The 26,769-nt window shown below is 70.6% G+C and carries 28 protein-coding genes, 1 pseudogene and 1 riboswitch; of the genes and pseudogenes, 8 read left to right on the forward strand and 21 right to left on the reverse strand.

Going from position 1 to position 26,769, the window contains the following annotated elements; genetic code table 11:
* Positions 1-59: 59 nt before the first annotated feature.
* Genes OHU34_RS13135 through OHU34_RS13145 form a run of 3 tightly spaced genes read right to left on the reverse strand, consistent with a single transcriptional unit; the run spans position 60 to position 1,756 of the window.
* Positions 60-1,223 (reverse strand): cysteine desulfurase family protein, encoded by a 1,164-nt coding sequence (locus tag OHU34_RS13135; RefSeq protein ID WP_405766418.1) that lies wholly within the window; start codon positions 1,221-1,223, stop codon positions 60-62.
* Between the two features lie 60 nt (positions 1,224-1,283).
* Positions 1,284-1,556, reverse strand: a complete 273-nt coding sequence (locus tag OHU34_RS13140) for a hypothetical protein (RefSeq protein ID WP_020131402.1) — start codon at positions 1,554-1,556, stop codon at positions 1,284-1,286.
* A 35-nt stretch (positions 1,557-1,591) separates the two neighbouring features.
* Positions 1,592-1,756 (reverse strand): hypothetical protein, encoded by a 165-nt coding sequence (locus tag OHU34_RS13145; protein ID WP_200839816.1) that lies wholly within the window; start codon positions 1,754-1,756, stop codon positions 1,592-1,594.
* 122 nt (positions 1,757-1,878) lie between these two features.
* Between OHU34_RS13145 and OHU34_RS13150 the strand changes: the two genes are divergently transcribed.
* Positions 1,879-2,505, forward strand: coding sequence for a TetR family transcriptional regulator (locus tag OHU34_RS13150; RefSeq protein ID WP_142266261.1), 627 nt, complete (start codon positions 1,879-1,881; stop codon positions 2,503-2,505).
* A gap of 78 nt (positions 2,506-2,583) precedes the next feature.
* On the opposite strand, the gene OHU34_RS13155 is transcribed toward OHU34_RS13150, so the two are convergent.
* Positions 2,584-2,961 (reverse strand): hypothetical protein, encoded by a 378-nt coding sequence (locus OHU34_RS13155; RefSeq protein WP_142266260.1) that lies wholly within the window; start codon positions 2,959-2,961, stop codon positions 2,584-2,586.
* A gap of 205 nt (positions 2,962-3,166) precedes the next feature.
* Positions 3,167-4,054, reverse strand: a complete 888-nt coding sequence (locus OHU34_RS13160) for a thioesterase family protein (RefSeq protein WP_020131398.1) — start codon at positions 4,052-4,054, stop codon at positions 3,167-3,169.
* Between the two features lie 211 nt (positions 4,055-4,265).
* On the opposite strand from OHU34_RS13160, the gene OHU34_RS13165 reads away from it, so the two are divergent.
* Positions 4,266-5,516 (forward strand): esterase family protein, encoded by a 1,251-nt coding sequence (locus tag OHU34_RS13165; protein WP_142268074.1) that lies wholly within the window; start codon positions 4,266-4,268, stop codon positions 5,514-5,516.
* Here the strand turns inward: OHU34_RS13165 and OHU34_RS13170 are convergent.
* The 9 genes from OHU34_RS13170 to OHU34_RS13210 form a co-directional block, all read right to left on the reverse strand.
* Positions 5,425-6,081, reverse strand: a complete 657-nt coding sequence (locus OHU34_RS13170) for a trimeric intracellular cation channel family protein (protein ID WP_230194586.1) — start codon at positions 6,079-6,081, stop codon at positions 5,425-5,427. The two genes, OHU34_RS13165 and OHU34_RS13170, sit on opposite strands and share 92 nt — an antisense overlap.
* Before the next feature lie 63 nt (positions 6,082-6,144).
* Positions 6,145-7,455 carry a dipeptide ABC transporter ATP-binding protein gene (locus OHU34_RS13175; protein ID WP_230194587.1) on the reverse strand — a complete coding sequence of 437 codons (1,311 nt, stop codon included), beginning with the start codon at positions 7,453-7,455 and terminating at the stop codon, positions 6,145-6,147.
* Complete coding sequence (locus tag OHU34_RS13180; RefSeq protein WP_020131394.1) at positions 7,452-8,549, reverse strand: ABC transporter ATP-binding protein; 1,098 nt, start codon at positions 8,547-8,549, stop codon at positions 7,452-7,454. Before OHU34_RS13180 ends, OHU34_RS13175 begins: the two co-directional genes overlap by 4 nt.
* Positions 8,546-9,544 carry an ABC transporter permease gene (locus OHU34_RS13185; protein WP_020131393.1) on the reverse strand — a complete coding sequence of 333 codons (999 nt, stop codon included), beginning with the start codon at positions 9,542-9,544 and terminating at the stop codon, positions 8,546-8,548. The genes OHU34_RS13180 and OHU34_RS13185 overlap by 4 nt, the downstream gene beginning before the upstream one ends.
* A gap of 110 nt (positions 9,545-9,654) precedes the next feature.
* Entirely contained in the window at positions 9,655-11,454 is a 1,800-nt protein-coding gene (locus tag OHU34_RS13190) for an ABC transporter substrate-binding protein (RefSeq protein WP_142266256.1), read from the reverse strand.
* A 118-nt stretch (positions 11,455-11,572) separates the two neighbouring features.
* Positions 11,573-12,580, reverse strand: coding sequence for an ABC transporter permease (locus tag OHU34_RS13195; protein ID WP_142266255.1), 1,008 nt, complete (start codon positions 12,578-12,580; stop codon positions 11,573-11,575).
* A 312-nt stretch (positions 12,581-12,892) separates the two neighbouring features.
* The gene (locus OHU34_RS13200; RefSeq protein ID WP_020131390.1) at positions 12,893-13,648 is read right to left on the reverse strand and encodes an enhanced serine sensitivity protein SseB C-terminal domain-containing protein; all 756 of its coding nucleotides are present in this window, start codon (positions 13,646-13,648) and stop codon (positions 12,893-12,895) included.
* Positions 13,649-13,863: 215 nt separating this feature from the next.
* Positions 13,864-14,670: an enhanced serine sensitivity protein SseB gene (locus OHU34_RS13205; protein WP_142266254.1), complete on the reverse strand. Its 807-nt coding sequence runs from the start codon at positions 14,668-14,670 to the stop codon at positions 13,864-13,866.
* Positions 14,671-14,748: 78 nt separating this feature from the next.
* Positions 14,749-15,438: an AAA family ATPase gene (locus OHU34_RS13210; protein ID WP_142266253.1), complete on the reverse strand. Its 690-nt coding sequence runs from the start codon at positions 15,436-15,438 to the stop codon at positions 14,749-14,751.
* A gap of 173 nt (positions 15,439-15,611) precedes the next feature.
* Positions 15,612-15,711: riboswitch (glycine riboswitch) on the forward strand.
* A gap of 159 nt (positions 15,712-15,870) precedes the next feature.
* On the opposite strand from OHU34_RS13210, the gene gcvT reads away from it, so the two are divergent.
* From gcvT to OHU34_RS13235, 5 genes are all read left to right on the forward strand, one after another.
* Positions 15,871-17,013, forward strand: coding sequence for a glycine cleavage system aminomethyltransferase GcvT (gene gcvT, locus OHU34_RS13215; RefSeq protein ID WP_142266252.1), 1,143 nt, complete (start codon positions 15,871-15,873; stop codon positions 17,011-17,013).
* A gap of 115 nt (positions 17,014-17,128) precedes the next feature.
* Positions 17,129-17,506 (forward strand): glycine cleavage system protein GcvH, encoded by a 378-nt coding sequence (gcvH, locus tag OHU34_RS13220; RefSeq protein WP_020131386.1) that lies wholly within the window; start codon positions 17,129-17,131, stop codon positions 17,504-17,506.
* Positions 17,507-17,520: 14 nt separating this feature from the next.
* On the forward strand, positions 17,521-18,798 hold the full coding sequence (glyA, locus tag OHU34_RS13225) for a serine hydroxymethyltransferase (RefSeq protein ID WP_142266251.1): 1,278 nt from the start codon (positions 17,521-17,523) through the stop codon (positions 18,796-18,798).
* 75 nt (positions 18,799-18,873) lie between these two features.
* Positions 18,874-20,241, forward strand: a complete 1,368-nt coding sequence (locus OHU34_RS13230) for an L-serine ammonia-lyase (protein ID WP_020131384.1) — start codon at positions 18,874-18,876, stop codon at positions 20,239-20,241.
* A 38-nt stretch (positions 20,242-20,279) separates the two neighbouring features.
* The gene (locus OHU34_RS13235) at positions 20,280-20,822 is read left to right on the forward strand and encodes an MOSC domain-containing protein (protein WP_142266249.1); all 543 of its coding nucleotides are present in this window, start codon (positions 20,280-20,282) and stop codon (positions 20,820-20,822) included.
* Between the two features lie 39 nt (positions 20,823-20,861).
* Here OHU34_RS13235 and OHU34_RS13240 read toward each other — a convergent pair whose 3' ends face one another.
* The 4 genes and pseudogenes from OHU34_RS13240 to OHU34_RS13255 form a co-directional block, all read right to left on the reverse strand.
* On the reverse strand, positions 20,862-21,572 hold the full coding sequence (locus tag OHU34_RS13240) for an NADPH-dependent F420 reductase (RefSeq protein WP_372481697.1): 711 nt from the start codon (positions 21,570-21,572) through the stop codon (positions 20,862-20,864).
* A 74-nt stretch (positions 21,573-21,646) separates the two neighbouring features.
* Positions 21,647-21,873, reverse strand: a pseudogene (locus tag OHU34_RS13245) (GntR family transcriptional regulator); the annotation flags it as partial.
* Positions 21,874-21,919: 46 nt separating this feature from the next.
* Positions 21,920-22,132: an EF-hand domain-containing protein gene (locus OHU34_RS13250; protein WP_142268072.1), complete on the reverse strand. Its 213-nt coding sequence runs from the start codon at positions 22,130-22,132 to the stop codon at positions 21,920-21,922.
* Positions 22,133-22,194: 62 nt separating this feature from the next.
* Complete coding sequence (locus tag OHU34_RS13255) at positions 22,195-23,109, reverse strand: MerR family transcriptional regulator (protein WP_405766426.1); 915 nt, start codon at positions 23,107-23,109, stop codon at positions 22,195-22,197.
* A gap of 61 nt (positions 23,110-23,170) precedes the next feature.
* Here OHU34_RS13255 and OHU34_RS13260 point away from each other — a divergent pair, with 61 nt between their 5' ends.
* Positions 23,171-23,869 (forward strand): GNAT family N-acetyltransferase, encoded by a 699-nt coding sequence (locus OHU34_RS13260; protein WP_142266246.1) that lies wholly within the window; start codon positions 23,171-23,173, stop codon positions 23,867-23,869.
* Here the strand turns inward: OHU34_RS13260 and OHU34_RS13265 are convergent.
* The 3 genes from OHU34_RS13265 to OHU34_RS13275 form a co-directional block, all read right to left on the reverse strand.
* Positions 23,826-24,443, reverse strand: coding sequence for an ADP-ribosyltransferase (locus tag OHU34_RS13265; protein ID WP_054239984.1), 618 nt, complete (start codon positions 24,441-24,443; stop codon positions 23,826-23,828). The two genes, OHU34_RS13260 and OHU34_RS13265, sit on opposite strands and share 44 nt — an antisense overlap.
* Before the next feature lie 79 nt (positions 24,444-24,522).
* Positions 24,523-25,719 carry a hypothetical protein gene (locus OHU34_RS13270; RefSeq protein WP_142266245.1) on the reverse strand — a complete coding sequence of 399 codons (1,197 nt, stop codon included), beginning with the start codon at positions 25,717-25,719 and terminating at the stop codon, positions 24,523-24,525.
* Complete coding sequence (locus OHU34_RS13275) at positions 25,719-26,543, reverse strand: polysaccharide deacetylase family protein (RefSeq protein ID WP_142266244.1); 825 nt, start codon at positions 26,541-26,543, stop codon at positions 25,719-25,721. The genes OHU34_RS13270 and OHU34_RS13275 overlap by 1 nt, the downstream gene beginning before the upstream one ends.
* Positions 26,544-26,769 lie beyond the last annotated feature (226 nt).

The following is a 26,769-nucleotide window of genomic DNA, read 5'->3' on the forward strand; positions in this document are numbered from 1 at the left end:
CCTTTGAACAAGAGGCGGCAGCCGCAGCCGCACATCACCGCACCCGCAGACCCTCGGCGCTACGTCAGTCCGGCGGCGCGCGCCCGCTCCACCGCCGGGCCGATGGCCTTGCCGACCGCCTCGACGTCGGCCTCGGTGGAGGTGTGGCCGAGGGAGAAGCGCAGGGTGCCGCGGGCCAGGTCCGGGTCGGTGCCGGTGGCGAGCAGGACGTGGCTGGGCTGGGCGACGCCGGCCGTGCAGGCGGAGCCGGTGGAGCACTCGATGCCCTGGGCGTCGAGCAGCAGCAGCAGGGAGTCGCCCTCACAGCCCGGGAAGGTGAAGTGGGCGTTGGCCGGGAGCCGGTCCACCGGGTCCCCGCCGAGGATCGCGTCCGGGACGGCCGTACGGACCGCGTCGATCAGCGCGTCGCGCAGGGCGCCGATCTCGCGGGCGAACCACTCGCGCTGCTCGGCGGCGAGGCGTCCGGCGACCGCGAAGGAGGCGATGGCGGGGACGTCGAGGGTGCCGGAGCGGACATGACGCTCCTGGCCGCCGCCGTGCAGCACGGGTACGGGGGTGTACTCGCGGCCGAGGAGCAGGGCACCGATGCCGTACGGGCCGCCGATCTTGTGGCCGGAGACCGTCATCGCGGCAAGGCCGGAGGCGCTGAAGTCGACGGGGATCTGACCGAAGGCCTGCACCGCGTCGGCGTGCAGCGGGACGTCGAACTCGGCTGCCACGTCGGCCAGTTCACGGATCGGCAGAATCGTGCCGATCTCGTTGTTCGCCCACATGACGGTGGCCAGGGCCACGTCGTGGGGGTCGCGGGCGACGGCTTCGCGCAGCGCCTCGGGGTGGACCCGCCCGTAGGAGTCGACCGGCAGGTACTCGACCGTGGCGCCCTCGTGCTCGCCGAGCCAGTGCACGGCGTCGAGGACCGCGTGGTGTTCGACCGGGCTGGCCAGGACGCGGGTGCGGGCCGGGTCCGTGTCGCGGCGGGACCAGTACAGGCCCTTGACCGCGAGGTTGTCGGCCTCGGTGCCGCCGGAGGTGAGGACGACCTCGCTGGGACGGGCGCCGAGCGCGTCCGCGAGGGTCTCCCGGGCTTCCTCGACCGTACGGCGGGCCTGCCGGCCGGCCGCGTGGAGGGAGGAGGCGTTGCCGGTGACGCCCAGGTGCGCGGTGAGTGCCTCGACCGCCTCGGGGAGCATCGGCGTGGTCGCGGCGTGGTCGAGGTATGCCATGGTGGGCCCGATTCTACGGGGGCCGGGTGGCACGCCTCGCTGCCAGGTGAGCCCTAGCGGTCAGAAGCTCCAGGAAACCGTCGAGTCGGCCTGCATGAACGCCACCAGGACCAGCAGGTCGGCGACACCCAGACCCAGTCCGAGGAAGGCACGCCCGCGGCGGGCCGTACCGCGCCAGAGGGCGACCGACGCCAGGACGATGGCGATCGGGCCGAGGAAGACGTTGAGGACGAGCAGGCCGAGGAGACCGAGGACGAAGGACGCGACGGCCATTCCGTCGGTGTCCCGGATGCCGGTGCGGCGGGTGGTGGTGGCCGGTGCGGTGAGTTGCATGGCTGGTCAGCTCCTGTGGAGGAAAGTGCGACGGGTCAGTGGGTCGTGTGCCGACGACGGCCGTGGCGCTCGCGGAGCGCGAAGACACCGAGCCAGGCGGCGATCACGGCGGCGGCGACGAGGGTGAAGGCGAACGGCGCGTGGGCCACGGTGCCCATGACCACGCCGAACAGCAGCAGGGCCGCAACGAGGAACAGCATGGGATCGGATCCCCCTCCGTAAAGTTTGGGTGAACAGTTGTGGTTACACTTGTTCACTGACTCTTGAGTCTAGCGTGTACCCCGGCTTTCCAATTCCAGAGAACAGTTGTTAACTGGATGACATGAGTCACACCCTCGGCATCCGGCAGGCCCAGAAGCAGAAGACGCGGCAGGCGCTCATGGACGCGGCGTTGGTGCTGCTGGAGGAGCAGAGCCTGAGCAGCCTGGGGCTGCGCGAGGTCACCCGTGCCGTCGGGGTCGCCCCGACCGCCTTCTACCGTCACTTCCGCTCCACCGCGGATCTGGGCGTGGCCCTGGTCGAGGAGGCGCTCGGCAGCCTCCACCCGATGATCCGCACCACCGTGACCGCGGACGGCACGAGCGAGGAACGCATCACGCGCGCTGTCGAGTTGATCGCCGGTCATGTGACCGCGTACCCCGCGCCCGTCCGTTTCATCGCCCGTGAGCGACATGGCGGAGTACAGCCGGTACGGGAGGCGATCCGGGACCAACTGGCCCGGTTCGCCGAAGAGGTGAAGACCGAACTGGCCAAGGACGCCGAGGCCGAGGACTGGAACGACGACGACCTGCTGATGCTCTCGCACCTCTACGTCGACCAGATGCTCATCACGGCCTCGCTGTTCCTGGAGGCGCTGGAGTCCTCGCCGAAGGAGCGGGAGCGGGTCAGCCGGCTCGCCGCCCGTCAGATGCGGCTCATCAGCATCGGCCGCCGGCACTGGCTGGACTGACGGCCCCCCGACGCGCCCGTACGCCACAGGGGCGGCGCACCCGGAAACGGGTGCGCCGCCCCTGTGGTCGAACCGCCGTCAGCCCTGCTGCTGGGCCTGCTGCCCCTGCTGCCCCTGGCCGCCGCCCGGACCGCCACAGCCGCCGCCCTGGCCGCCGCCGGGGCCACCCTGACCACCACCGCCGGGACCGCCGCTCGGCATGCCCGACGGGACGCCGGTCGGGGTGCCCGTCGGCTGCCCCGAGGCGGCACCGGTCGGCGCACCCGACGGGGCCCCGGAGGGGGCGCCGCTCGGCATGCCCGACGGGTTGCCGGACGGCGGCGAGCAGGACTGCTGGGCGGACGTCCCGCTGCCCGAGGAGGAGTCGTCCGAGCCACAGGCCACCAGGGCGAGGGGCGAGAGCGCCAGCAACGCCACCGCGGGGACGAGACGGACGGGCATCAGCGCACGCTTCATGAGAAACAGCTCCGGAGATGATGAGGAGAACCTGAGACCGGAACTCAACCAACGGTGCTTAGGCCTTCCTTGGGGCCCGTCTGTCCCCCGACTGTCAATCAGGTAAAGCACTTCTCAAGGAACCTTGCCGACCTGGGAGTTCACCCGGGTGGACCGGTCGGTGCGCTGGTACAGCTCCGTGACACAAGCCCCCGCACACCGGGGCTCAGCCGAGCCTGACCCGGGCCAACTGCCGTGACTGTGCGACCAGTCGGTCCGCGCTGTCCCAGACCTCGGCGTCCTCCTCCAGGAAGCCGCCCGCGAGATTGCGGGTGGTGATGGAGACGCGCAGCGGGCCCGGAGCCGGACGGCAGCGGACGTGGACCGTCAGCTCGACCGTGGGGACCCAGCCGCGCAGGCCGATCTCGAAGGCGGTGGGCGGCAGCGCGTCCACCGCGAGGAGGAGGGAGAGCGGATCGGGGTCGCGGCCGTCCTTCAGGCCGAACCAGGCCCGCATCTCGCCCTTCCCGGAGGGCTGTCCGAGCGCCCAGCCGAGGGTCGACGGATCGAGCTTGAGCATCAGACGGTCGGCGATCGCGGAGCTGCCGTCGACGGGCGCCGGGCCGTCCTCGGGACCGAAGCACTGGTCCATCGGCGGGATCGCGGGCGGCTTCGCCGTCGTACGGACGTCGTCCGGCAGGGTGTCGAGGTCGCCGTAGGAGGCGAGGACCCGGATCCGCTCGACCTCGGCGCCGTTCTCGTCGTACTGGAAGAGCGAGGCCTGGCCGGTGGAGAGGGTGCGGCCGGTGCGCACGACGTCCGTGCGGACGACCGCGGGACCGGGCTGGGACGCCGTGAGGTAGTGCGCCGAGATCGTGAACGGGTCACGGTGCGGCAGGGCGTCCGCGAGCGCGCGGCCGAGGACGGCGAGAAGGTAGCCGCCGTTGACGGCGCTGATGATCGTCCAGCCGGCCGAGAGGTCGATGTCGTAGACGCCGGGCGCACGTCGGGTGAGCGCGGTGTCGCGGTCGAACTCGAACTCACCGTCTCCGGTCGGGGCCGTGACGAGGGCGATGGAGGCCGGCTCGGCCGCCGCGGTAGCTGCTTCTGGCATGCCTGAACCGTACAACAGCTCATTACTAAGCGGTAGCTTTGGCTGCTACGGCCGTGCGGCGACCGCGCTACGGCCGGATGAACAGATCGAGCCCCGGTCATGACCGATTCAGGGCTCACCGGTGACCGGTTCGGGTGAGCGGTCGGCAATTTCTTGGTAAGTGTCCGAACTCGTCCGTAACCTCGACGCCCGGATTCCCCTCTGCAAGGACATGAGCCTCACCGGGACTCCGTTCCTCTACACCCTGATCGCGCTGTCCGTGGTCGCCGTCGCGCTGCCGCTGCTGATGTGGTCGCGGCTGCGCGGGCCGCGGGTCCTGCGCGCCGCGGCCCGGATGGTGATGCTGCTGTTCGCCCAGGGCACGGCCGTGGCCCTGGTCTTCGTCCTGGTCAACAACGCCAACGGCCTGTACGACACCTGGGACGACCTGCTGGGCACCGGCACCCATGTGCAGCAGGCCGCCGATCTGGGCGCCGACGGCACCGGCGGAATCGCGCTGGACCGGCTGCCCAAGGTCCGGCAGACGTTCACCCAGGCCGAGGGGCCGGGCATGCACGCGGCGGGCGGGGTACGCGTCACCCAGGTCGAGGGCCGGGTCTCCGGCGTCAACGCCGAGGTCTACGTCTGGCTGCCCCCGCAGTACGACGAGCCCGCCTACGCGCACCGCTCCTTCCCCGTGGTGGAGCTGCTGCCGGGCTACCCGGGCTCCGCGAAGTCCTGGTACGGGACGCTGCACGTGCACGAGCAGCTGGCACCGCTGATGCGCGCGGGCAAGGTCGCCCCGTTCATCCTGGTCGCGCCGCGCACCACACTGCTGCCGGGCGTGGACACCGGCTGCGCCAACGTGCCGGGCACCGTCAACGCCGACAGCTGGCTCAGCATCGACGTTCCGAAGATGGTCAGGGACAACTTCCGGGCCCAGCCCGCGCCCAAGGGCTGGGCGGTCGCCGGGTACTCCGCCGGGGGCCACTGCGCGGCCAAGCTCGCCGTCGCCCACCCGGACCGCTACCGGGCGGCCGTGAGCCTGTCCGGGTACAGCGACCCGATCGTCGAGCCCCACTCCCTCGCGGCGCAGAGCCCCGCCCTGCGCCGGGCCAACAACCCCTACCTGCTGCTGCGCAGGTCCACCGTGCCGCCGCCCGTGGCCCTCTACCTCTCCGGCCAGCCGAAGGACGGCTACGAGGCGGCCCTGGCCCTGCGGCAGGAGGCGAAGGCACCGACGGCCGTGCACGTCGTCTACATCCCGAGCGGCGCGGGCGGCCACACCATGGCGCTGTGGCGGCCGCAGGTCGTGCCGGCGTTCCGCTGGCTGACCACGCAGCTGGACCAGCGCCCGGTGCCCCCCGACGGGAAGGGGAAGGCGAAGGCGGCTACTCCTCGCGCACCGTCGAGCGCCGATTCCAAGCACGCGGCGCTCGCCAGTGGAACCGCATCGCGAGCAGCCGCAGCACGAAGGCCGTGATCGCGGCCAGTCCGCTGGCCAGCGGGGTGAGCACGTCGTAGTGGATGCAGAGCACCACCATGGTGGCGCCGACGAGCGCCGGGACCGCGTAGAGATCGCGGTCCCAGCGCAGCAGTGAGGGCACCTCGTTGGCCAGCACGTCGCGCAGCACACCGCCGCCGACGGCGGTGGCGAGGCCCAGTGCCACCGACGCGGTGAGGTTGAGCCCGTAGTCGTACGCCTTCGTCGTCCCCGTCACGCAGAACAGGCCGAGGCCGGCCGCGTCGAAGACGTTGACGCCCGTCTGGATGCGTTCCACCTGCGGATGCAGGAAGACGACCAGGAGGGCGGCGAGCAGCGGGGTGAGAAAGGACCCCAGGTCGGTGAAGGCGGCCGGCGGCACCGCCCCGATGACCAGGTCCCGGAACACTCCGCCGCCCAGCGCCGTGACCTCCGCGAGCATGGCGATGCCGAACACGTCGAAGTTCTTGCGGACGGCCAGCAGCGCGCCCGAGATGGCGAAGACGAAGATGCCGATCAGGTCGAGCGTGTGCTGGACGGAGGGGCTGAAGATTTGATGGAGCACCCCTATATTCTCACCCAGCACGAAGCCCCCGCCTTACATTGCAAGGCGGGGGCTCGGTGTTACTTACTTCTCTTTGGCCGGAGCGTCGTCACCGGAAGCCTCCGGGGCGGCCTCGCCGGCCGTCTCGGCGTCCCCGGTGGCCGCGGTCGGCTCGGCGGTCACGACGGGCTCGGCAGCCGCTTCGGCCGCCACTTCCGCCGCCACCGCGGCCGACGTCTCCGCCGACTCCGCGAGCACCTCGTCGGCCACCAGCTCCGCCGCCTCCTTCGCGACGGTCAGCAGGACGGTGTCCTGCGGGGCCTGGTCCTCGAAGTTCTCCGGGTGGTGGCAGGCGACCTGCTGGCCGGTCCGCAGCTCGACGAGGACCGGCTCGGTGGTCTTGCAGACCTGGGTCGCCTTCCAGCACCGGGTGTGGAAGCGGCAGCCGCTCGGCGGCGAGATCGGCGAGGGCACGTCACCCTTGAGCAGGATCCGCTCGCTCTTGGCGTGCTTGCGGCGCGGGTCCGGGATCGGCACCGCCGACATCAGCGCCTTGGTGTACGGGTGCATCGGCGACTTGTAGAGCAGGTCGCGGTCGGCCAGCTCCACGATCTTGCCGAGGTACATCACCGCGATGCGGTCCGAGACGTGCCGGACGACCGAGAGGTCGTGCGCGATGATCACGTAGGTGAGGCCGAGCTCCTGCTGGAGGTCGTCCAGCAGGTTGACGACCTGCGCCTGGATCGACACGTCGAGCGCCGAGACCGGCTCGTCCGCCACGACCAGCTTCGGGTTCAGCGCGAGCGCGCGGGCGATGCCGATGCGCTGACGCTGACCGCCGGAGAACTCGTGCGGGTAGCGGTTGTAGTGCTCGGGGTTGAGACCCACGACCGACAGCAGCCGCTGGACTTCCTTCTTGATGCCGCCCTCGGGCTCGACGCCCTGGAGCTTGAAGGGAGCGCCGACGATCGTGCCGATGGTGTGACGCGGGTTCAGCGACGAGTACGGGTCCTGGAAGATCATCTGCACATCGCGGCGCAGCGGACGCATGCCGCCCACGCCGAGGTGCGTGATGTCCTTGCCCTGGAACTCGACCTTGCCCGCGGTCGGTTCGAGCAGCCGGGTGATCAGCCGGCCCATCGTGGACTTGCCACAGCCGGACTCGCCCACGACACCGAGCGTCTCACCGGAGCGCACCTCGAAGTCGATGCCGTCGACCGCGTGCACCGCCCCGACCTGCCGCTGGAGCAGGCCCTTCTTGATCGGGAAGTGCTTCTGGAGGCCGGTCACCTTCAGCAGGACCTCGCCCGGGGCGGGGTCCTTGGTGAGGGTCGCGCCCTGCGTCGGGCCCTCGGCCTGCGCGGGGATCTTCACCGCTTTCTCGTCGTCACTCACAGCTTCGGCGCAATCTCTTCGGTCCAGATACGCTCCCGCTGCTCCGTGCCCAGGTGGCAGGCGGCCCAGTGCCGGCTGCCGACCTCGGCCAGCTCGGGCCGGACGGTGCGGGTGACGTTGTCCTTCGGGAGGTCCGCGTACGGGCAGCGCGGGTTGAAGGCGCAGCCGGACGGGATGTTGATCAGCGAGGGCGGGGAGCCCTTGACCGGGATCAGGCGCTCCTGCTGCTCACGGTCCAGCCGCGGCATCGAGCCGAGCAGACCCCAGGTGTAGGGGTGCCGGGGCTCGTAGAACACCTTGTCCGCCGGGCCCCGCTCGACGCAGCGGCCGCCGTACATCACCAGGATGTCGTCGGCGAGTTCGGCGACGACGCCCAGGTCGTGGGTGATCACGATGACCGCGGAGCCGAACTCCTTCTGGAGGTCACGGATGAGGTCGAGGATCTGCGCCTGGACGGTCACGTCCAGGGCGGTCGTCGGCTCGTCAGCGATCAGCAGCTCGGGGTTGTTGACCAGCGACATCGCGATCATCGCGCGCTGACGCATACCGCCGGAGAACTCGTGCGGGTAGCTGTCGACGCGCTTGTCCGGCTGCGGGATGCCGACCCGGTCGAGCATCTCGACCGCGCGGCGCTTGGCCGTCTTCTTGGTGACGTCGTGGTGGATCCGGTACGCCTCCACGATCTGCTGACCGATCGTGTAGTACGGGTGCAGCGCCGACAGCGGATCCTGGAAGATCATCGCCATCTCACGGCCGCGCAGCTTGCGCACGTGGTCCGGGTCGGCGGACAGCAGCTCGGTGCCGTCCAGCCAGATCTCACCGGAGATCTGGGCCTTGCGCTTGCCGTACTGGCCGGCGGTGTGCAGACCCATGATGCCGAGCGAGGTCACCGACTTGCCGGAACCGGACTCGCCCACGATGCCGAGGGTCTTGCCCTTCTCCAGCTGGAAGCTGAGCCCGTCGACGGACTTGACCAGTCCGTCGTCGGTCGGGAAGTGCACCTTGAGGTCGCGCACTTCGAGGAAGGCGGTCGGCGCGGGCGAGGCGGGGGTGGGCTCGCCCACGGCCGCTCCGCTCTTGCTGAGTTCGGTCATGAGAGCCTCACTCGGGGGTCGATCACGGCGTACAGGATGTCCACCACGAGGTTGGCGACGAGCACCGCCAGAGAAGTGATCAGGGTGACGCCCAGGATGATGGGCAGGTCCTGGTTCTTGATGGCGTTGAGCACCGCCTGGCCGAGGCCGGGCAGGTTGAACGCCGTCTCGGTCAGGATCGCACCGCCGATGAGGGCGCCGAGGTCCATGCCGAGCATCGTCAGCAGCGGAGTCATCGTGGAGCGCATGGCGTGCTTGCCGATGACGGTGTGTTCCTTGAGGCCCTTGGCGCGGGCGGTGCGGATGTAGTCCTCGCCCAGGATCTCCAGCATGGTGGCCCGGGTGATGCGGGCGTACATGGCCGCGTACAGGAACGCGAGGGTGACCCACGGCAGGATCATGCCGCCGAACCACCCGCTGAAACTGTCCTCCAGGGGTACGAACTGCCCGTCGAACAGGTCGAATCCGTACACGAAGATCGACAGGGCGACCATGCCGGTGAAGTAGATCGGGAGGGAGACGCCCGAGAGCGCGATCACCATCGCGCCGCGGTCCCACAGGCTGCCCCGCTTGAGCGCGGAGAGCACACCCGCCGAGACACCGAAGATGAGCCACAGCACGGCGGCACCGAGCGCGAGCGCCAGGGTCACCGGGAAGCGGTCGGTCAGCACCGGCCAGACGGACTGCTCACTGCGGAAGGAGTAGCCGAAGCACGGAGCGGCGCAGTGGATGGAATCGCCACCGCCCGTGTAGGTCCGCCCGGCGAAGATGCCCTTGAAGAACTCCCAGACCTGGGCGTAGATCGGGTCGCCCAGGCCCAGCTTCTCGCGCACACCCTCGACGGCGGCAGGGTCGGCCTGCTTGCCCACGAAGCTCAAGGCGATGTCTACGCCAGCCCACTTGGGGATGAGGAAGAAGATGCCGAAGACCACCATGACGATGACCACGAGCATCACTGCGGCGGCGAACAGCCGCCTGATGAGGTAAGCGAGCACAGCTCTCGGCCCGCCGCGGACCGCGGGCCACCGGATTGTGTCCAGTGACCCGCGGGTCCGCCGCGCCGGCCTTCACCTGCCTTTCGTGCCGTTCGGCGGGTGTGCCGGGACTACTTCTTCGGGTTCTTCAGGCCGAGGTTGACGAAGTCGTACTGACCGCTGTAACCGTCGGTGGTGTAGACGTTCGCCAGGTTGTCCGAGCGCCAGTTGAGGAACCGCTCGAAGACGAAGGGCAGGTAGTACGCGCCCTCCATCACCTTGTGGTTGATCTCCGTGGCGATCTTGGTCTTGCCGGCGTCGTCCAGCGTGGTGACGTACGACGAGAACAGACCGTCGATCGTCTTGTCGTTGATGAGCGCGTAGTTGTTGTTACCGCTCTCGGAGATGTACTTGCTGTTCCACAGCGGCAGACCGAAGCCCTGGACGGACGGGAAGTCCGGACCCCAGCCCATGATGATGATGCCGTAGCCCTTCTTCTTCACGTTCGAGGGGCTACCGATGATGCCGGCGGTCTGCGAGCCGTCGTACTGGTCGATCTCGGCGGTGATGCCGATCTTCTTCAGCGACGCCTGGAGGGACTGGGCGGTGGCCACCTCGACCGGCTTGTTGTTACGCACCGCGATGGTGGTCTTGAAGCCGTTCGGCTGACCGCAGGCCTTCAGGGCCTCCTTGGCCTTGGCCTCGTTGCCGCTCTTGTTGGCACCGGAGATCTCGTACGGGTCGTACTTCTGGCCCTCGGCACCCGGGACGGACGGCGGCAGCATGTTGGTGCCGATGTCACCACCGGCGACCGGACCGCCGCGGGCGGTCTGGAGCGACACGTGGTCGGCGCCGAGGATGACGGCCTTGCGGCACTCGATGTTGTTGAACGGCGCGACGCTCTGCGGGAAGACCGCGTAGCGGACGTAACCGGTGACCGGGTTGTCCAGGTTGGCCTTGTGCTGCTTCAGGGCGGTGGTGCGGCCCTGCGGCGACATGCCGGTCTGGTTCAGGTCGAGGTCCAGGTCACCGCTGATCAGACGCTGGTCGAGCTGGTTGGCGTCCGAGAAGAACTGGATGGTGATCTGGTCCGGGTAGGCCTTGCGGATCGGGTCCGAGGCCTGCTTCCAGGAGGTGTTGCGGACCAGCTTGAGGTCCTTGCCCGGGCTGTAGGACGCGAACTTGTACGGGCCCGAGGAGAACGGCTTCAGGCCGTACTTGGACTTGGTGTCCATGTCCTGGCGGACCGGCGAGGCCGAGACCAGGGCCAGCATCTCCTCGAAGTCCGAGTTGGCCTGCGGGAGGTGGAAGACGATGGTCTTGTCGTCGGGCGTGTCGATCGCCTTCAGACCCAGCTTGTCCGCGGACGTGTCCTTGTACGGGCCCTTGTACTCGCCCTTGGGGTCCAGCACGTCCTTCAGGTACGTCGGACCGCCGGACAGCACGTCCTGCGCCCACACACGCTCGATGCCGTACTTCACGTCCTTGGACGTGATCGCCTTGCCGTCCTCCCACGTGATGCCGTCACGCAGGGTGTACGTGTAGGTCTTGCCGTCGTCCGTGACCTTCGCGGTCTCGGTGGCGAGGTCCGGAGTGACCTCGGCGCCCGCAGCGCCCGGCTCGGCCTTGTTGGTGACGAGCTGACGGCTGTAGTAGCGCGCGAAGTTCCACATCATGCCGTAGTAGCCACGCGTGGTGTCCCACGAGTCGGCATCCTGCGCGGCACCGAACTTCAGCGTGCCGCCCTTCTTGACGGCGGAGGCCTGGGCGACCTTGTTGTTCGCGGCGTCGAAGCCGGCGGCACCGGAGCTCGAGCCCTTGTCGCCGTCGTCTCCACCGCCGCCGCACGCCGCCGTGGTCAGCAGCGCGGCGACCGCGGCAGCAGCGGCAAATGCCTGCTTCCGCCGCCCTGAGGTGCGTTGGGTAGTCACGATCTCGGATCCTCCGGATAGATGAGAGATACCCCGTGTGAAGACCACGGGACGGTTGGGGCGCCGTGTTTCGGCGGTTCTGCGGCTCGCTGTTCTCGCTGATCCCCGACGGGGCGGATCAGCGCGAGGCCTTCGGGTCCAGCGCGTCCCGGACGCCGTCACCGAAGAGGTTGAAGGCCAGCACGGTGATGAAGATCGCCACACCCGGGACCACCATGTACATGGGGTCGGACTCGTAGTAGTCGATCGCGCTCGAGAGCATCTGCCCCCACGAGGCGGTGGGCGGCTTGACACCGACGCCCAGGAAGCTGAGCGCCGCCTCGGTGAGGATGTTGGTGGGGATCATCATCGTCGTGTACACGACGATCGGGGCGACCAGGTTGGGCAGCAGTTCCTTGAACAGGATGTACAGCCGCCCCGCGCCCAGCGATCGGGCGGCCTCGACGTACTCGCGCTCACGCAGCGAGAGCGTCTGGCCGCGCACCACGCGTCCGATGTAGGGCCAGCCGAAGAAGCCGATGACCAGGATCATCACGAAGACACGCACGCTCGAACCGGAGAGGCCGAGCAGGTCGTTCGGCATGACGGAGACCAGCGCGATGATGAAGAGCAGCTGCGGGAAGGCGAGCAGACCGTCCATCACCCGGCTGATGAAGGAGTCGACCCAGCCGCCGAAGAAGCCGGCGAGGATGCCCAGCACCGTTCCGAGGATCACCGCGACCACGGCCGACAGGAAGCCGACCAGCAGTGAGATCCGGGCGCCGTAGAGGATGCGGGCGAAGATGTCGCGGCCGTTGACCGGCTCGACACCGAGCAGGTGGTCGCCGCTGACGCCGCCCAGGGAGCCCGTGGGCGTACCGAAGAGCGGGTCGATGAGGTTCTCGTGGTACTCGTTCGGGTCCTGCCCGAGCAGCCCGGTGATGACCGGCGCGAGGAGCGCGACCACGACCAGGACGAGCACGACGACGCCGCCCGTGAGGGCGAGCTTGTCCCGCTTGAGGCGCTCCCAGGCGATCCGGCCCAGGGAACGGCCCTGAACGGCCTTGGCGCCGCTGGAGGCGACCGACGCTTCCTCGGCCGCGCTCGGGGCCGCTTCCGCGGTCGGCTCGTGCAATGGTGCCGTCATCTGGCAGGGACCCCTCTCAACCGGCGGTAGCCGGCCCGCACTTGCCGCTGTAGCGGCGTGATCAGTCCGTAATACGCAGGGGATAAGTCCCCTGGAGCGGGAGTCTTCAACGCTTTGGCGATCTGTTGCCAGACTTGGCAGTGAATGGATGCGTAAACGTGATCCGGGTAGTGGGGTTCCGTTATCCGGACGGCGGGTAACGCCCCCCGGACAGTGGCTTATTGGGGCAGATCGGGCGAAAAACGGACCAATCGCCTTCATCTACGCGCGAAGAAGTCCGGTCTCCACTTTATGGCGGACCCGTGCCGGGGGTCAGTAACGTCCGGTGGGCGGATACCCGTAGCCGCCGGCGGGAGCCTGGGCCGGGGCAGGTGCGTGCGCCTCACGGTCGTAGAAGGGCCGGGCGGTGGCACGCATCCACATCACGACGGGGTCGTACTCGTCCGTCATGGCGACCGTCGACACCGGCAGCCCGTCCGGCACGGCCCCGATGGACTGCTGCATCATCGCCCGTACGGCGTCCACGGCCGGCGGGGAGGAGTCGTACACGTCGAGCCCGATGGCCAGATAGGGCGCGCCGAGCGCCGGCTGCACCCAGGCGCGGCGCAACGCGCGGACCGCCGGGGTACGGTGGGCGTTCTGCGCGAGCAGGGCGTAGAACTGCGGGATCTCGATGCCCGGTTCGGACAGCCGCAGCGGCCCGGCCGGCTGACGCTCCAGACCGGTGGCGATCCGGCGCAGATCCAGCCACGGGATACCGACCCCGCCGCCGGGGGCGTGCGGGTTCAGCCAGAGCCCGTAGTGGTCGGGGTAGAGGGTGCGGGCCACGTCCAGCCCGTCCACCACCTCGTACGACCTGTTCCAGCCACTCGCGCTGAGCTCCTGTGCGGAGGTGACGCAGGGGGCGTAGCCGTGCCCTTCGACCTCCATGTTTCCGTACTGGGCGTCCGGGGAGCCGGCCTGGCCGTGCCACAGCAGCATCCAGACCTGGCCGGAGGAGGGGGTCGCGAGCGCGCGCAGGAGCGCCTCGTAGGCGTCGTAGCGCCCGGGCGTGACCTGGCGCAGCATGTGCTCGACCGAGCCGGTCGCGGCAGTGCCAGCGCTCACTTTTTATCGCCCCTTCGAGAAGTTGCCCCGCGTCGGAGTCCAGCTTAGGCGCTCCGCCGGTCCGGCCGTTGAGGCCTCGGGGCCCGCTGTGATCTTCGGGCCGCGGATCGTGTGTGGCCGGGCGCGCCCGGCGGCGGAGCCGCCCACGGACACGGCCCCGCGCCCTTCGGGTGGCTTCACCGGTCCCTCGTGTAGAAGGGGCGGACGCGGGCTCGCAGCCAGTCGCCCACCGGGTCCTGGGCGACGTCCAGGAGGACCAGGTTGACCGGCCAGGGGGCCGAGGTCCTGCCCAGGGCCCTGCCCAGAGCCTCCAGCGGCAGGGCCCTCAGGTCGCCTTCCAGCCGGGAGAGTTCCACGCCCACGAACATCACCGGGTCCGCCGTCTCGATGGCGGCCAGGCAGCGGCGGGCCGTGCGGACCACGCCCGTGGCCTCGAACTCGGCCGAGGCCGCGGCCAGGAAGTCGATCGGGTCGTCCTGCCAGTCGGGCTCGTAGAGGCGGACCCGGCCGCCGGCCGCGGTGCCGTCCAGCGGGGTGCGGCCCGCCCGGCAGAGTTCGGCCACGGCGGGCGGGGGCAGCGGGACACCGACCACGCCGTCCGGGTTCACCAGGATGCCCACCTGCGGGGGCAGCCCCCGGGCGAACTCCACCGCCGGCGCGATCGTGAACGACATGTGCGCTCCGACGACCTGCCGGAACTGCTCCTCGGAGCTGAAGACCGGCACGTACACCTGGCCCTCGATCTCCATCGTGGGCAGGTCGAGGGGGCCGCTGTGCGGGCCGCCGCCGCCGGGCAGCGGCACCCAGACGAAGCTGCGTCCGAGCACCTCGACGATCCGGCCGCCGGCTCCCGGCACGCCGAGGGAGACGGAGAGCACCTCCTCCAGCTCGTTGCCGGGCCATCCGCCGTGCGGATGAGGGTGTGCCTGCGCCGGAAAGTCCGCGGAGAAGTCCGTCGGAAAGTTCGCCGGGGGGAAATCCATCTGCCTACCGCCTGCTGAGAACCGCTCACTTCGCTGTGGCTGAAAGGCTAGCGGGTACCGGGGGCGGCACCCGAGCCCTCAGCCCGTGAAACCGATGCGGCGCAGCGTGTCGGCCGCCGCGCGGTCGAGCAGTACCGCCGAGCCGCAGCCCTGGGGCAGCCGGCCCTTCTCCACCGAGCGCGCCAGCCGGGCGGCGGCGTGACGGTGGCGCAGGAACGCGTACCGGGAGACGCCCCGGCCGCGCTCGCGCTGCCCCTCCAGGGCCGTGTCCGCGGCGACGTCCAGCAGCAGCAGGTGGAGGGTGCCGCCGCGGCGGCGGGCCTCGCGGGCCAGCCAGTCACGGACCCAGGCCTGGGTGCCGCAGTCGTGCACGACGACGCCCTCGCCGCTGCGCAGCGCCCGGCGCAGTCCGGCGTAGTGGGCGAGCCGGACGAGGGGGCGGTAGAGGCCGTAGGGCAGGAAGCGGGGGGCGCGGGCGTCCCAGCGGTCCCGGGTGTCCTGGGAGTCGACGCGGATGCCCTGCACGGTCCGCCGCATGAGGGTGGACTTGCCGCTGCCGGGCAGACCGGTGACCACGACCAGGTCACGGGGGCCGAAGTGCAGGCCGTGCGGGCTGCGGCCGGCCCGTTCGCGCAGGTCGCGGACGACGGGCGCCGACTGCGGGCCGCACGCCTCCCGGGCCGGGGCGACGGGCTGCGCGGGCAGCGCGATCCCCGAGCCGGTCGCGAATGCCGTGGGCCTTGCCCTGGTCGTCCTGTTCACCGTGATCGTCCTCCCCTGGGGTCAGATGGTGTCCTCATCCCCACCGAGCGTAAAGAGAAGGTAATGCGCCGCGCCCGGCGATTTCGTGCGCGTACCGCCACAAGCCGGTTACAGATGCGGCCTGACGTGATCGGGGCGAGCCGTGCAATGATGGCCGCGCCAACTGCATACCGGCCGTTTGAATCCGCGCGGGAGAGTCCTCAGCAGCAGCTTCGCTGGGGCGCCGAAGGAGCAAGTCCCTCCCTTGAATCTCTCAGGCCCCGTTACCGCGCGGGCGAGGCACATCTGAAAAGCGGGCCGCTGTCTCCAGTGGCCCCACCCAAGGTGCAAGTCATGACCGATCCCGTGCGGGGCGTCATGGCGAACCTCTCAGGTTCCGATGACAGATGGGGAGGAACGACCTCGCCGTGCCGTCATGCCTTGGGAGACGAACGCCCGATGAGCAGTACCGACCCCGCATCCGACCAGACCGCCGAACAGCGCCACACCGCCCTCGACGCGGTGCATCGCGCGCTCGGCGCGACGATGACCGACTTCGCCGGCTGGGACATGCCCCTGCGCTACGGCTCCGAGCGCGACGAGCACCACGCCGTCCGCACCAGGGCCGGGCTCTTCGACCTGTCGCACATGGGCGAGATCACCGTCACCGGCCCGCAGGCCGCCGCCCTTCTCGACTTCGCCCTGGTGGGCAACATCGGGGCGGTCCGGAACGGCCGCGCCCGCTACACGATGATCTGCCGGCCGGACGGCGGCATCCTGGACGACCTGATCGTCTACCGGCTGGCCGACACCGAGTTCATGGTGGTGGCCAACGCCTCCAACGCGCAGGTCGTGCTGGACGCGCTGACCGAGCGCGCCGAGGGCTTCGACGCGGAGGTCCGCGACGACCGTGACGCCTACGCGCTGATCGCCGTGCAGGGCCCGGAATCCCCCGGCATCCTCGCCGCCGTCACCGACGCCGACCTGGACGGCCTGAAGTACTACGCCGGTCTGCCCGGCACCGTCGCCGGCGTCCCCGCCCTGATCGCACGCACCGGCTACACCGGCGAGGACGGCTTCGAACTGTTCGTCCGGCCGGAGCACGCCGTGGAGCTGTGGCAGGCGCTGACCAAGGCCGGCGAGGGCGTCGGACTGGTGCCCTGCGGTCTGTCCTGCCGGGACACGCTGCGCCTGGAGGCGGGCATGCCGCTGTACGGGCACGAGCTGAGCACCTCCCTCACGCCGTTCGACGCGGGGCTCGGCCGGGTGGTGAAGTTCGACAAGGACGGCGACTTCGTCGGACGTACGGCGCTGGAGGCGGCCGCCGGGCGCGCCGCCTCGCAGCCGCCGCGCGTCCTCGTCGGCCTGGTCGCCGAGGGCCGTAGGGTCCCGCGCGCCGGGTTCGCCGTCGTCGTCGGCGGCGAGGTGATCGGCGAGGTCACGTCCGGCGCCCCCTCCCCCACCCTCGGCAAGCCGATCGCGATGGCGTACGTCGACGCCGCGCACGCGGCGCCGGGGACCCCGGGCGTCGGCGTGGACATCCGAGGCAGCCACGAGCCGTACGAGGTCGTGGCGCTGCCGTTCTACAAGCGCCGGAAGTAGACACTGGGCGCGTCGGCGCCCGCGCGCGTGACCCTGCGCACATGTGCGCTGCTCACGTGCGTTTCAGCAGTCCCCCATTCACCAGCACCCTCCCGCGTACAGGAGAATTCAAGCCATGAGCAACCCCCAGCAGCTGCGCTACAGCAAGGAGCACGAGTGGCTGTCGGTCGCCGAGGACGGCGTCTCGACGGTCGGCATCACGGAGCACGCGGCCAACGCGCTCGGCGACGTGGTCTTCGTACAGCTCCCGGAGGTCGGTGACACGGTGACCGCGGGCGAGACCTGCGGCGAGCTGGAGTCGACCAAGTCGGTCAGCGAGCTGTACGCGCCGGTCTCCGGCGAGATCGTCGAGGTCAACCAGGACGTCGTCGACGACCCGGCGCTGGTGAACTCCGCCCCCTTCGAGGGCGGATGGCTGTTCAAGGTACGCACGGCGGGCGAGCAGGACGACCTGCTCACCGCCGACGAATACACCGCCTTCACCGCCGGCTGAGGAGTCGTAGACGCATGTCCGTCCTGAACACGCCCCTGCACGAGCTCGACCCGGAGATCGCCGCCGCGGTCGACGCCGAGCTGAACCGCCAGCAGTCCACGCTCGAGATGATCGCCTCGGAGAACTTCGCTCCGCTCGCGGTGATGGAGGCGCAGGGCTCGGTCCTGACCAACAAGTACGCCGAGGGCTACCCGGGCCGCCGCTACTACGGCGGCTGCGAGCACGTCGACGTGGCCGAGCAGATCGCGATCGACCGGATCAAGGAGCTGTTCGGCGCCGAGTACGCCAACGTCCAGCCCCACTCGGGCGCCTCCGCCAACCAGGCCGCCCTGTTCGCGATGGCCCAGCCCGGCGACACGATCCTCGGCCTGGACCTGGCGCACGGCGGTCACCTGACCCACGGCATGCGGCTGAACTTCTCCGGCAAGCAGTTCGACGTGGTCGCCTACCACGTGGACGACGCCGGCCTGGTCGACATGGCCGAGGTCGAGCGGCTCGCCAAGGAGCACCGCCCGAAGGTGATCATCGCGGGCTGGTCGGCGTACCCGCGGCAGCTGGACTTCGCGGAGTTCCGCCGGATCGCGGACGAGGTCGAGGCCTTCCTGTGGGTCGACATGGCGCACTTCGCGGGTCTGGTCGCGGCCGGTCTCCACCCGAACCCGGTGGAGTACGCCGACGTCGTCACGTCCACCACCCACAAGACGCTGGGCGGCCCCCGCGGCGGCATCATCCTCGCGAAGAAGGAGTTCGCGAAGAAGCTGAACTCGTCCGTCTTCCCGGGCTTCCAGGGCGGTCCCCTGGAGCACGTGATCGCGGCCAAGGCGGTCTCCTTCAAGGTCGCGGCGAGCGAGGACTTCAAGGAGCGTCAGGCCCGCACGGTCGAGGGCGCGAAGATCCTCGCCGAGCGCCTGACCGCGCCGGACGCCCGCGCGGCCGGCGTGAACGTCCTGTCCGGCGGCACCGACGTGCACCTGATCCTGGTCGACCTGCGCGAGTCCGAGCTGGACGGCCAGCAGGCCGAGGACCGGCTCCACGAGGTCGGCATCACGGTCAACCGCAACGCGGTCCCGAACGACCCGCGCCCCCCGATGGTCACCTCCGGACTGCGGATCGGCACGCCCGCCCTCGCGACCCGCGGCTTCACCGCCGAGGACTTCGCCGAGGTCGCGGACGTGATCGCCGAGACGCTGAAGGCGCCGTCCCCGTTCGCGGCGGCCGACGCGGCGGCGCTCAAGGCCCGGGTCACGGCCCTGGCCGACAAGCACCCGCTGTATCCCGGTCTGAGCAAGTAGTTCCTTTTCCCGGGTGCCGCGCACACTGAGAGGTGTGGGCGGCACCCCGCACCACCCTGCATTGAGGAGTTCCCCGTGGCCATCTCGGTCTTCGACCTGTTCTCGATCGGCATCGGCCCGTCCAGCTCCCACACGGTCGGCCCGATGCGCGCGGCCCGCATGTTCGCCCGGCGGCTGCGGGGCGAGGGCTTGCTGGACTCCGTCGCGTCGGTGCGCTGCGAGCTGTACGGCTCGCTCGGCGCGACCGGCCACGGCCACGGCACGCCCAAGGCGGTGCTGCTCGGCCTGGAGGGCTCCTCGCCGCGCACGGTGGACGTGGAGGGCGCGGACGACCGGGTGGAGCAGATCAAGGGCTCCGGCCGGCTGCGGCTGCTGGACTCGCACGAGATCCCGTTCTCCTACGACGACCACCTGGTCCTGCACCGCCGCAAGGCCCTGCCCTACCACGCCAACGGCATGACGATATGGGCCCACGACGCCCAGGGTGCCGAGCTGCTGGCGAAGACGTACTACTCGGTCGGCGGCGGCTTCGTCGTGGACGAGGACGCGGTCGGCGCGGACCGCATCAAACTCGACGACACGGTCCTGAAGTACCCCTTCCGCACGGGCGACGAGCTGCTGCGGCTGGCGAAGGAGACCGGCCTGTCGATCTCCTCTCTGATGCTGGAGAACGAGCGCGCCTGGCGCACCGAGGACGAGATCCGGGACGGGCTGCTGGAGATCTGGCGGGTGATGCAGGCCTGCGTGTCCCGGGGCATGTCCCGCGAGGGCATCCTGCCGGGCGGCCTGCGGGTCCGCCGCCGGGCCGCCATGACGGCGCGTCAGCTCCGGGCGGAGGGCGACCCGTTGGCGCTCGCCATGGAGTGGATCACGCTGTACGCGATGGCGGTGAACGAGGAGAACGCGGCCGGCGGCAGGGTGGTGACGGCCCCCACGAACGGCGCGGCCGGCATCATCCCGGCGGTCCTGCACTACTACGTGAACTTCGTGCCGGGCGCCGATGAGGACGGGGTGGTCCGCTTCCTGCTCGCGGCCGGCGCGATCGGCATGCTCTTCAAGGAGAACGCCTCCATCTCCGGCGCCGAGGTCGGCTGCCAGGGCGAGGTCGGCTCGGCCTGCTCGATGGCGGCGGGCGCGCTGGCCGAGGTCCTCGGCGGCTCCCCCGAGCAGGTCGAGAACGCGGCCGAGATCGGCATGGAACACAACCTCGGCCTGACCTGCGACCCGGTGGGCGGCCTGGTCCAGATCCCGTGCATCGAGCGCAACGGCATGGCCTCGGTGAAGGCGGTCACCGCGGCCAGGATGGCGATGCGCGGCGACGGTTCGCACAAGGTGTCCCTGGACAAGGTCATCAAGACGATGAAGGAAACGGGCGCGGACATGAGCGTCAAGTACAAGGAGACGGCCCGGGGCGGGCTCGCGGTGAACATCATCGAGTGCTGACCCGGCAGCGGGTCGCGGGGACAGGGGAGTTTCGCCGTATGAGCGGGTCGGTCAGCGCTGTCAGCAGCAGCGGCACGTACTCCTTCACCAAGCCGAACCGGGACAGCGTCACGCTGGTCGCCGGGGTCGGGGTGGCGGGGGACGTGCATGCCGGGGCCACGGTGAAGCACCGGTTCCGGATGGCGAAGGATCCCTCGCAGCCGAATCTGCGGCAGGTGCACCTCATCCACGAGGAGCTGTTCGTGGAGGTGCGTACGGCCGGGTTCGAGGTGACCGCCGGACAGCTCGGGGAGAACGTGACCACGCGCGGGATCGACCTGCTCGGGCTGCCCACCGGGACGCGGCTGCGGCTCGGCGGACAGGCCGTGGTCGAGGTGACCGGGCTGCGGAATCCCTGCAAGCAGATCGACGACTTCCGAAAGGGCCTGATGAAGCAGGTCGTCGGGCGGGGCCCGGACGGCCGGCCGGCCTTCCGGTCCGGGATCATGGGTGTGGTGCTCAGCGGGGGTGTGGTGCGGCCCGGGGACTCGATCACGGTCGAGTTGCCGGACGGGCCGCACCACCCCCTGCGGATCGTCTAGGCCCCCTTCTCGCGCGCCGGCGGGAATGGCCGGCGCGCCCTAGCCGCGGAAGGCCGCCGGGCGTTCCGGGCTCGCCTCGGCCAGGGCCTTGGCGACGGCCTCGGCGCCGGCCCGCAGCCCGTAGACGGGGGTGTCGGGCTGCTGGCGCCAGGAGTCGTCGATGCCGCCCGCGTCGACGGTGTCGAAGCCGAGCTCGTCGATCAGGGCGCGGACCTTCGCCTTCGCCGCCTCGTCGTCGCCGGCCACCGGGAGCGCCATGCGGTCGGGGTCGCCCGCGGCGAGCGGGCGGTCCAGGATGTCCTGGGCGTAGGTGCCGTTGAAGGCCTTGATCACGGGGTGGCCGATGTGGCGTTCGGTCCAGCGGCTCTCGGTGAGGCCCTCGTCCTCGATCTCCGCGATCCGGCCGTCGCGCTGCTGCGGGTAGTAGTTGTTGGTGTCGATGACGGCCACCCCGTCGGCCGCGCCGTCCAGGATGCCGGACGGCAGGCTCGGGATCGCCTTGAGCGGAATCGTGACCACCACGACCTCGGCTCCGCGCGCCGCCTCCTCGACGGTTACGGGGGTCGCTCCCGTCTCCTCGGCGAGGTCCTTGAGCGTCTGCGGGCCGCGGGAGTTCGCGACGGAGACGTCGTGACCGAGCGCGCCGAGGCGCCGGGTGAGGTTGCCGCCGATGTTGCCCGCGCCGATGATGCCGATCTTCATGAGAGGCCTTGCCTTCCGGTACCGAGACGATTCGGATTCGATGCACATGCATGCACCTGATGGGGGCAACCCCGGCCGGCGGCGGGCTATTCCGGCTCCGCGACGATCCCTTCGAGATTCTCCGCGGCCCGGCGCAGCCGGGTGGGCCAGTCCTCGGCCGGGCAGTCGCCACGACGAAGACGCCGGCGCCCTGCCGGGGCCGGACGAGGCCCGCACCGGCCGGCGCGCGCAGCGCCTCACGGACGGTGGGGCGGCCGACGCCGAGCTCCTTCGCGAGCGTGGTCTCGCCGGGGGCCGGCGCTGGAACGGGACGGCGGCCGGTGGACCGTGCGCATCGGGCGCCGGTCATGAGGAGGGGGCGCCCCGCATCGCGAGGCGCCCCCTTTCCCCTCGTCTCACTTGCTCAGGTGCACCCAGAACTCGTCGAACGAGAGGAGCTTGTCACCGTCGAGATCGCGGCTCTTGATGATGACCTCGGCGACCGACTCGGTGACGTTCCAGTCACCCCCCTGGGCCAGGGCGGTCTTGAACTCGGCCGCGGTGATGAACCCGTCACCGTCCGTGTCGATCCGCTGGAACTCCTTGCGCGCTTCTTCGATGTCGGCCACCGATCCGCCCCTCTTCGTCATGCCTTGCGGTCATACTCGCTGTTCTACTGACGCAGGTCAGGTTAACGGCCCTGGTGAACGCGGAGTGCGGCGACCACCCAGGAGAACTCCTCGTCGTAGGAGGGCTGGCATCCGACGCCGTTCACGATCGCCGACAAGTGCCGGTACCGGGCGACGCGTACGTTCGAGGCGGCGGTCAGCCGGTCCAGGACGGCGGCCCGGTCGGCGTCGCCCAGCAGGTCCCGCAGGAGCTCCTCGGCCGCCGGGTCGCCGGGGGCGAGGCCCTGCCGCAGCGCCTCGCCGCCGAGGTGCACGAGTCGGCTCATGAACCACAGGGACGTGCCCGCCGGGACGTCCGGCCCGTGGTCCGCCGCGTTGAACTCGACCATCGTCCGCATGAGCACCCGGAACTCCGGGTCCTGGATCAGCTCGGCCAGCTCCACCCAGGCGTCCACCTGCTCGGGAGCGGGATCGTCCGGCAGGTCCGCCGCGGCGAACCGCAGCCGGGTGCGGATGTCGGGGTCGGCGGTGTCGAGGCCGTCGAAGATCTCCGCCGTGAAGTCGTCGAGAAGCCGTTTGCGTTCGGCCGCCGACAGCCGGGCCAGTCTGTTCATCAGGGGCATCTCCTCCGCGGTCGAGCCGCGTCGCGCCACGGACGACAGCACGGCCCGGGTCACCTTCAGCGATCCGATCTGCGCGTCCAGCGCCGTCACGTGCGCCGCCGCGACCTCCGCGACCGTCCGCTCCCCGGCCAGCACCCGGCGCACGTCGGCCAGACCGAGGCCCAGCTCGCGCAGGGTGCGGATCAGTTCGAGACGGGCGGCGGACCCGGCGTCGTAGAGGCGGTAGCCGCCGGCCGAACGGGTCACCGGGGTCAGCACGCCTTCGTCGGACCAGTAGCGGATCGTGCGCACGGTCAGTCCGGTGGAGCGGGCCAGCTCTCCGATGGTGAAAAGTCCGGTGCCGTCGTCGATCATGTGTGTGAGTGTGGGCCTTCCAGTGGGTGGAGACTCAAGGCGCGCGAAGGGAACCGGTGCGGTGGGGAACCTGCGGGACATTCTCGACGCGGCCGCGCGCGGTGTCTTCCCTCCCCCCGACGGCCGCACGACCGTCCTGTCCCAGCCCTCCCCGCGCGACGCGGGCGTCCTCTCCTTCACCGCGCACTCGGTGGTCTTCGTCGACGAGGACCCCGCGTGGGTGTACGACACACTCGGCGCCGCCGACTGCGACGCCCTCGCCGCGTCGATGAGCCCCCGGTTCCTGACGGCCCTGCTGGACCGCACGGGCCGGGTCGCGGAGACGGTCGACGCGCTGGTGGTCGGCTCCCCGCTGCCGGGCCCGCCGCCCCTCGCGCTGACGGAGATCGAGGACCCGGACCATCCCCGGGTGGTCAGCTCACGCAGGCGGCGCGACGAGGTGCGGGTGTGGGCCGCGGAGGGCGGCGTGGTCGTCCTCGGGCGCGGGGTCGCGGGCCGGCTGGAGGTCGCCGTGGAGGTCGAGGAGGGCGTACGGCACCGGGGGCTGGGCCGGGCCCTGGTGGGCGCGGCGCGGCACCTGGGCGGGGGTGAGCCGGTGTGGGCGCAGATCTCGCCGGGGAACGCCCGCAGCACACGGGCGTTCCAGGCGGCGGGTTATCTGCCGGTCGGGGCGGAGGCGCTGCTCACCGCCCGGCGGGAGCCGGGCGTCGGGGCGGTCAGTGCCACGGTACGTAGTTCAGGTTGCTCACACAGCCGCTGAGCACCTCGGTCTTCGTGGCCTTGTCGACGGGACACGCGCCGAGGACGTACTGCCGTGCGATGCCGCCCGGGAAGGCCACCTCGACCTGGTCGGCGTACTTGTGGGTGTCGCCGATGGTGCGGTTGACGTCGATGCCGCCCGGGGCGTCGATGTAGTAGTTGTAGTTCGACTTCCAGCGCTTGTAGAGGTCGTGGTCGTAGGTCGTGGAGACGTACGGGGAGGGCTGGTTCTGCAGGACGTACTTCTCGATGTCGTACTGGCCGTCGACGACGTCCTTGGGGTGGAAGCCCTCGTCGAAGATGACCTCGGGCGCGCGGTTGTCGCTGCGCCACAGCGTGCCGCAGGCCTTGCGCCAGACCGGTGCCGGAGTGATGCGCGGGACGTCCACCTGCCGGTCGGCGGCGGCCTTGACGGGGTCGTCGAACTGGGGACAGGCGGGTGCGGCGGCCTTCGTCCTCGCCTTCGCGGGAGCCTCGGCCGGTGCGGCGGCGGGCACGGCCGCCGTGGTCGCGAGGACGGCACCCAGGGAGAGGACGGCGGCGGCGACCCGCCGCCGGACGCGATTGATGATCATGCGCAGCACGATGTCGGTTCCCCGACGGCGAGCCGTGGATCATCACCCGATCGGCGGCGTGTCCCCGACCTGGGTTGCCTCAGCGGAAGATGCCGGTGTGGCCGAGCGAGTACCGGCCCGGCTGCGGGTAGACGGCCAGACCGTGCGGGCCCCTGCCGACCTTGATCCGGGCGAGCTGCTCTCCGGTGCCGGTGTCGATGGCGTACACCTCGGAGTTGTACCGCCCGGACAGCCACAGCACCTTGCCGTCCGCCGAGACGCCGCCCATGTCGGGGCTGCCGCCGTGCGGGAGGCGCCACTTCTCGGTGAGCGCGTTCTCGTGGAAGTCGAAGACGGAGACGGTGCCCTCGCCGCGGTTGGAGACGTACATCTCGCGGGAGTCGCGGCCGATGTACAGCCCGTGGCAGCCCTTGCCGGTGTGCAGGAACTCCGGCTTTCCGAAGGTGTCGCCGTCGACGATCCACATCCCGTCGGCCATCATGTCCGCGATGTAGAACCGCTTCCCGTCGGGCGAGACCTTCACGTCCTGCGGCATGGCGCCCTTGAAGGGCAGTCTCTGCTGTCCGACGACCTTCATCTTCTCGGTGTCGACCTTCAGCAGTTCACCGCTGAACTCGCAGGACACGATGAAGTACCTCCCGTCGAGGGAGAAGTCGGCATGGTTGACGCCGTAGCAGGTGACCGGTTCCGTCTTGATCCGCTTCATGGTGTGCGGGTCACGGAAGACGAGTTCACGGTCGAGGGAGGCCATGACGACGGCGTATTTGCCGTTGGGCGTGAAGTAGAGGTTGTACGGGTCGTGCACCTCGACCGACTTGCCCGCCTTGCCGGTCTTCGGGTCGATGGGGGTGAGGGTGTGCCCCCGGTTGTTGTTGACCCACAGCGTCTTCATGTCCCAGGAGGGGACGACGTGCTGGGGCTGGCGCCCCACCCGGAGGGTGTCGATCACCTCGTACGTCTTCGGGTCGATGACGGAGACGGTGTCGGACTCGGTGTTGGGGACGTAGACCCGGGACGGGAAGTCCTTGACCACCGGGGAGAGCCTGCCCGGGCGGTCTGCGGCGTAGACGTCCTTCGGGTCGAGCACCGGCGGCATGCCGGGCAGGCCTTCGACGACGGGCCCGCGGGCCTTCTTCGCCGGTGCGGGAGCGGCCGCCTTGCTGGCGCCGCTCCCCTCCTCCCTGGCCGCCCCGCCCCCGCCGCCGGTGCCGCAGGCGGCGAGGACGGTGAGCGCGGCGCCGGCGAGCAGGGCGCTTTTCACGAGGTTGCGGTGCATCAGCCGATCAGCTCCGTGGTGGTGACCGCGCGCAGTCCGCGGCGGTCGAGTTCGTCGAGTACGGCGGGGAGCGCGGCGACCGTGTCCGCGTACCCGAAGTGCAGGCTCACGACGGACCCGTCCCGGATCCCGCCGAGGACGTTGCGGGCGACGGCGGCGGCACCGGGCGAGGTGAAGTCGAGGGAGTCGACGTCGTAGGAGAGGACGTGCGGGTAGCCGGCGCGGCGGGCCAGCGTCGCCACGAGCGGGGAGGCGCGGGTGGCGCGGGAGGGCCGGAACCAGGTGCCGATGGACCCGGTGAGCCTGCGCAGCCGCTCGGCGCATCCGGTGATCTCGGCCGCCGCCTCGGCCTCCGGCATGGCGTTGATGTCCAGATGGCGCTGGGTGTGGTTGCCGAGGTCATGGCCGCCGTCGAGGATCCGGCGGGCGAGGTCGGGGTGGGCGTCGAGCCAGGACCCGACGGCCAGCACGGTGACCTGCGCGCCGTGCCGCTCGGCCTCCCCGAGCAGCGCCCGGGCGACGGAGGGCTCCCCCTGACCGTGGAAGGTGAGTGCGACCCGGGACCGACCGCTCGGCCCGTGACTGATCTGAACGGGCTGCCGGGGAAAGGCACGGGGCGCGGGGGCGGCGAGCGGGCGGGCGGGGGCCTTGGGCGCGCGGCTGGAGGACGCGGGGCCCGGGGAGACGGAGGCGGGGGCATGCGGGGCGACGGCGCCGGAGGGGGATGTGAAGGGCGAGCACGCGGCCGCGAACGCACCCCCGGCGACGAGCCCGGCGCCCGCCCGCAGCACGGAACGACGGTCGGATGTGGTCACCCGCACCATTTAAGGCCCGTTACGCGGCATTTCCGCCCATTGACGGCACCTGTCCCGCCGACCGAGAACTCCACACCCAGCGCGCGACTCCGGGGACGGCGGCACCGCGTCGAACCCGTCCGGCGATGGAGGACGAGACCCCTTCAGGGCCGAGGCGGGCCCCGGGGGCGGGGGCCAGGGGGCGGGGGCCCGGATGACGGCCACGGGGCACACCCGCACACACATGGCCGACCGC

Source organism: Streptomyces sp. NBC_00080, assembly GCF_045041255.1.
Taxonomy (GTDB): domain Bacteria; phylum Actinomycetota; class Actinomycetes; order Streptomycetales; family Streptomycetaceae; genus Streptomyces; species Streptomyces coriariae.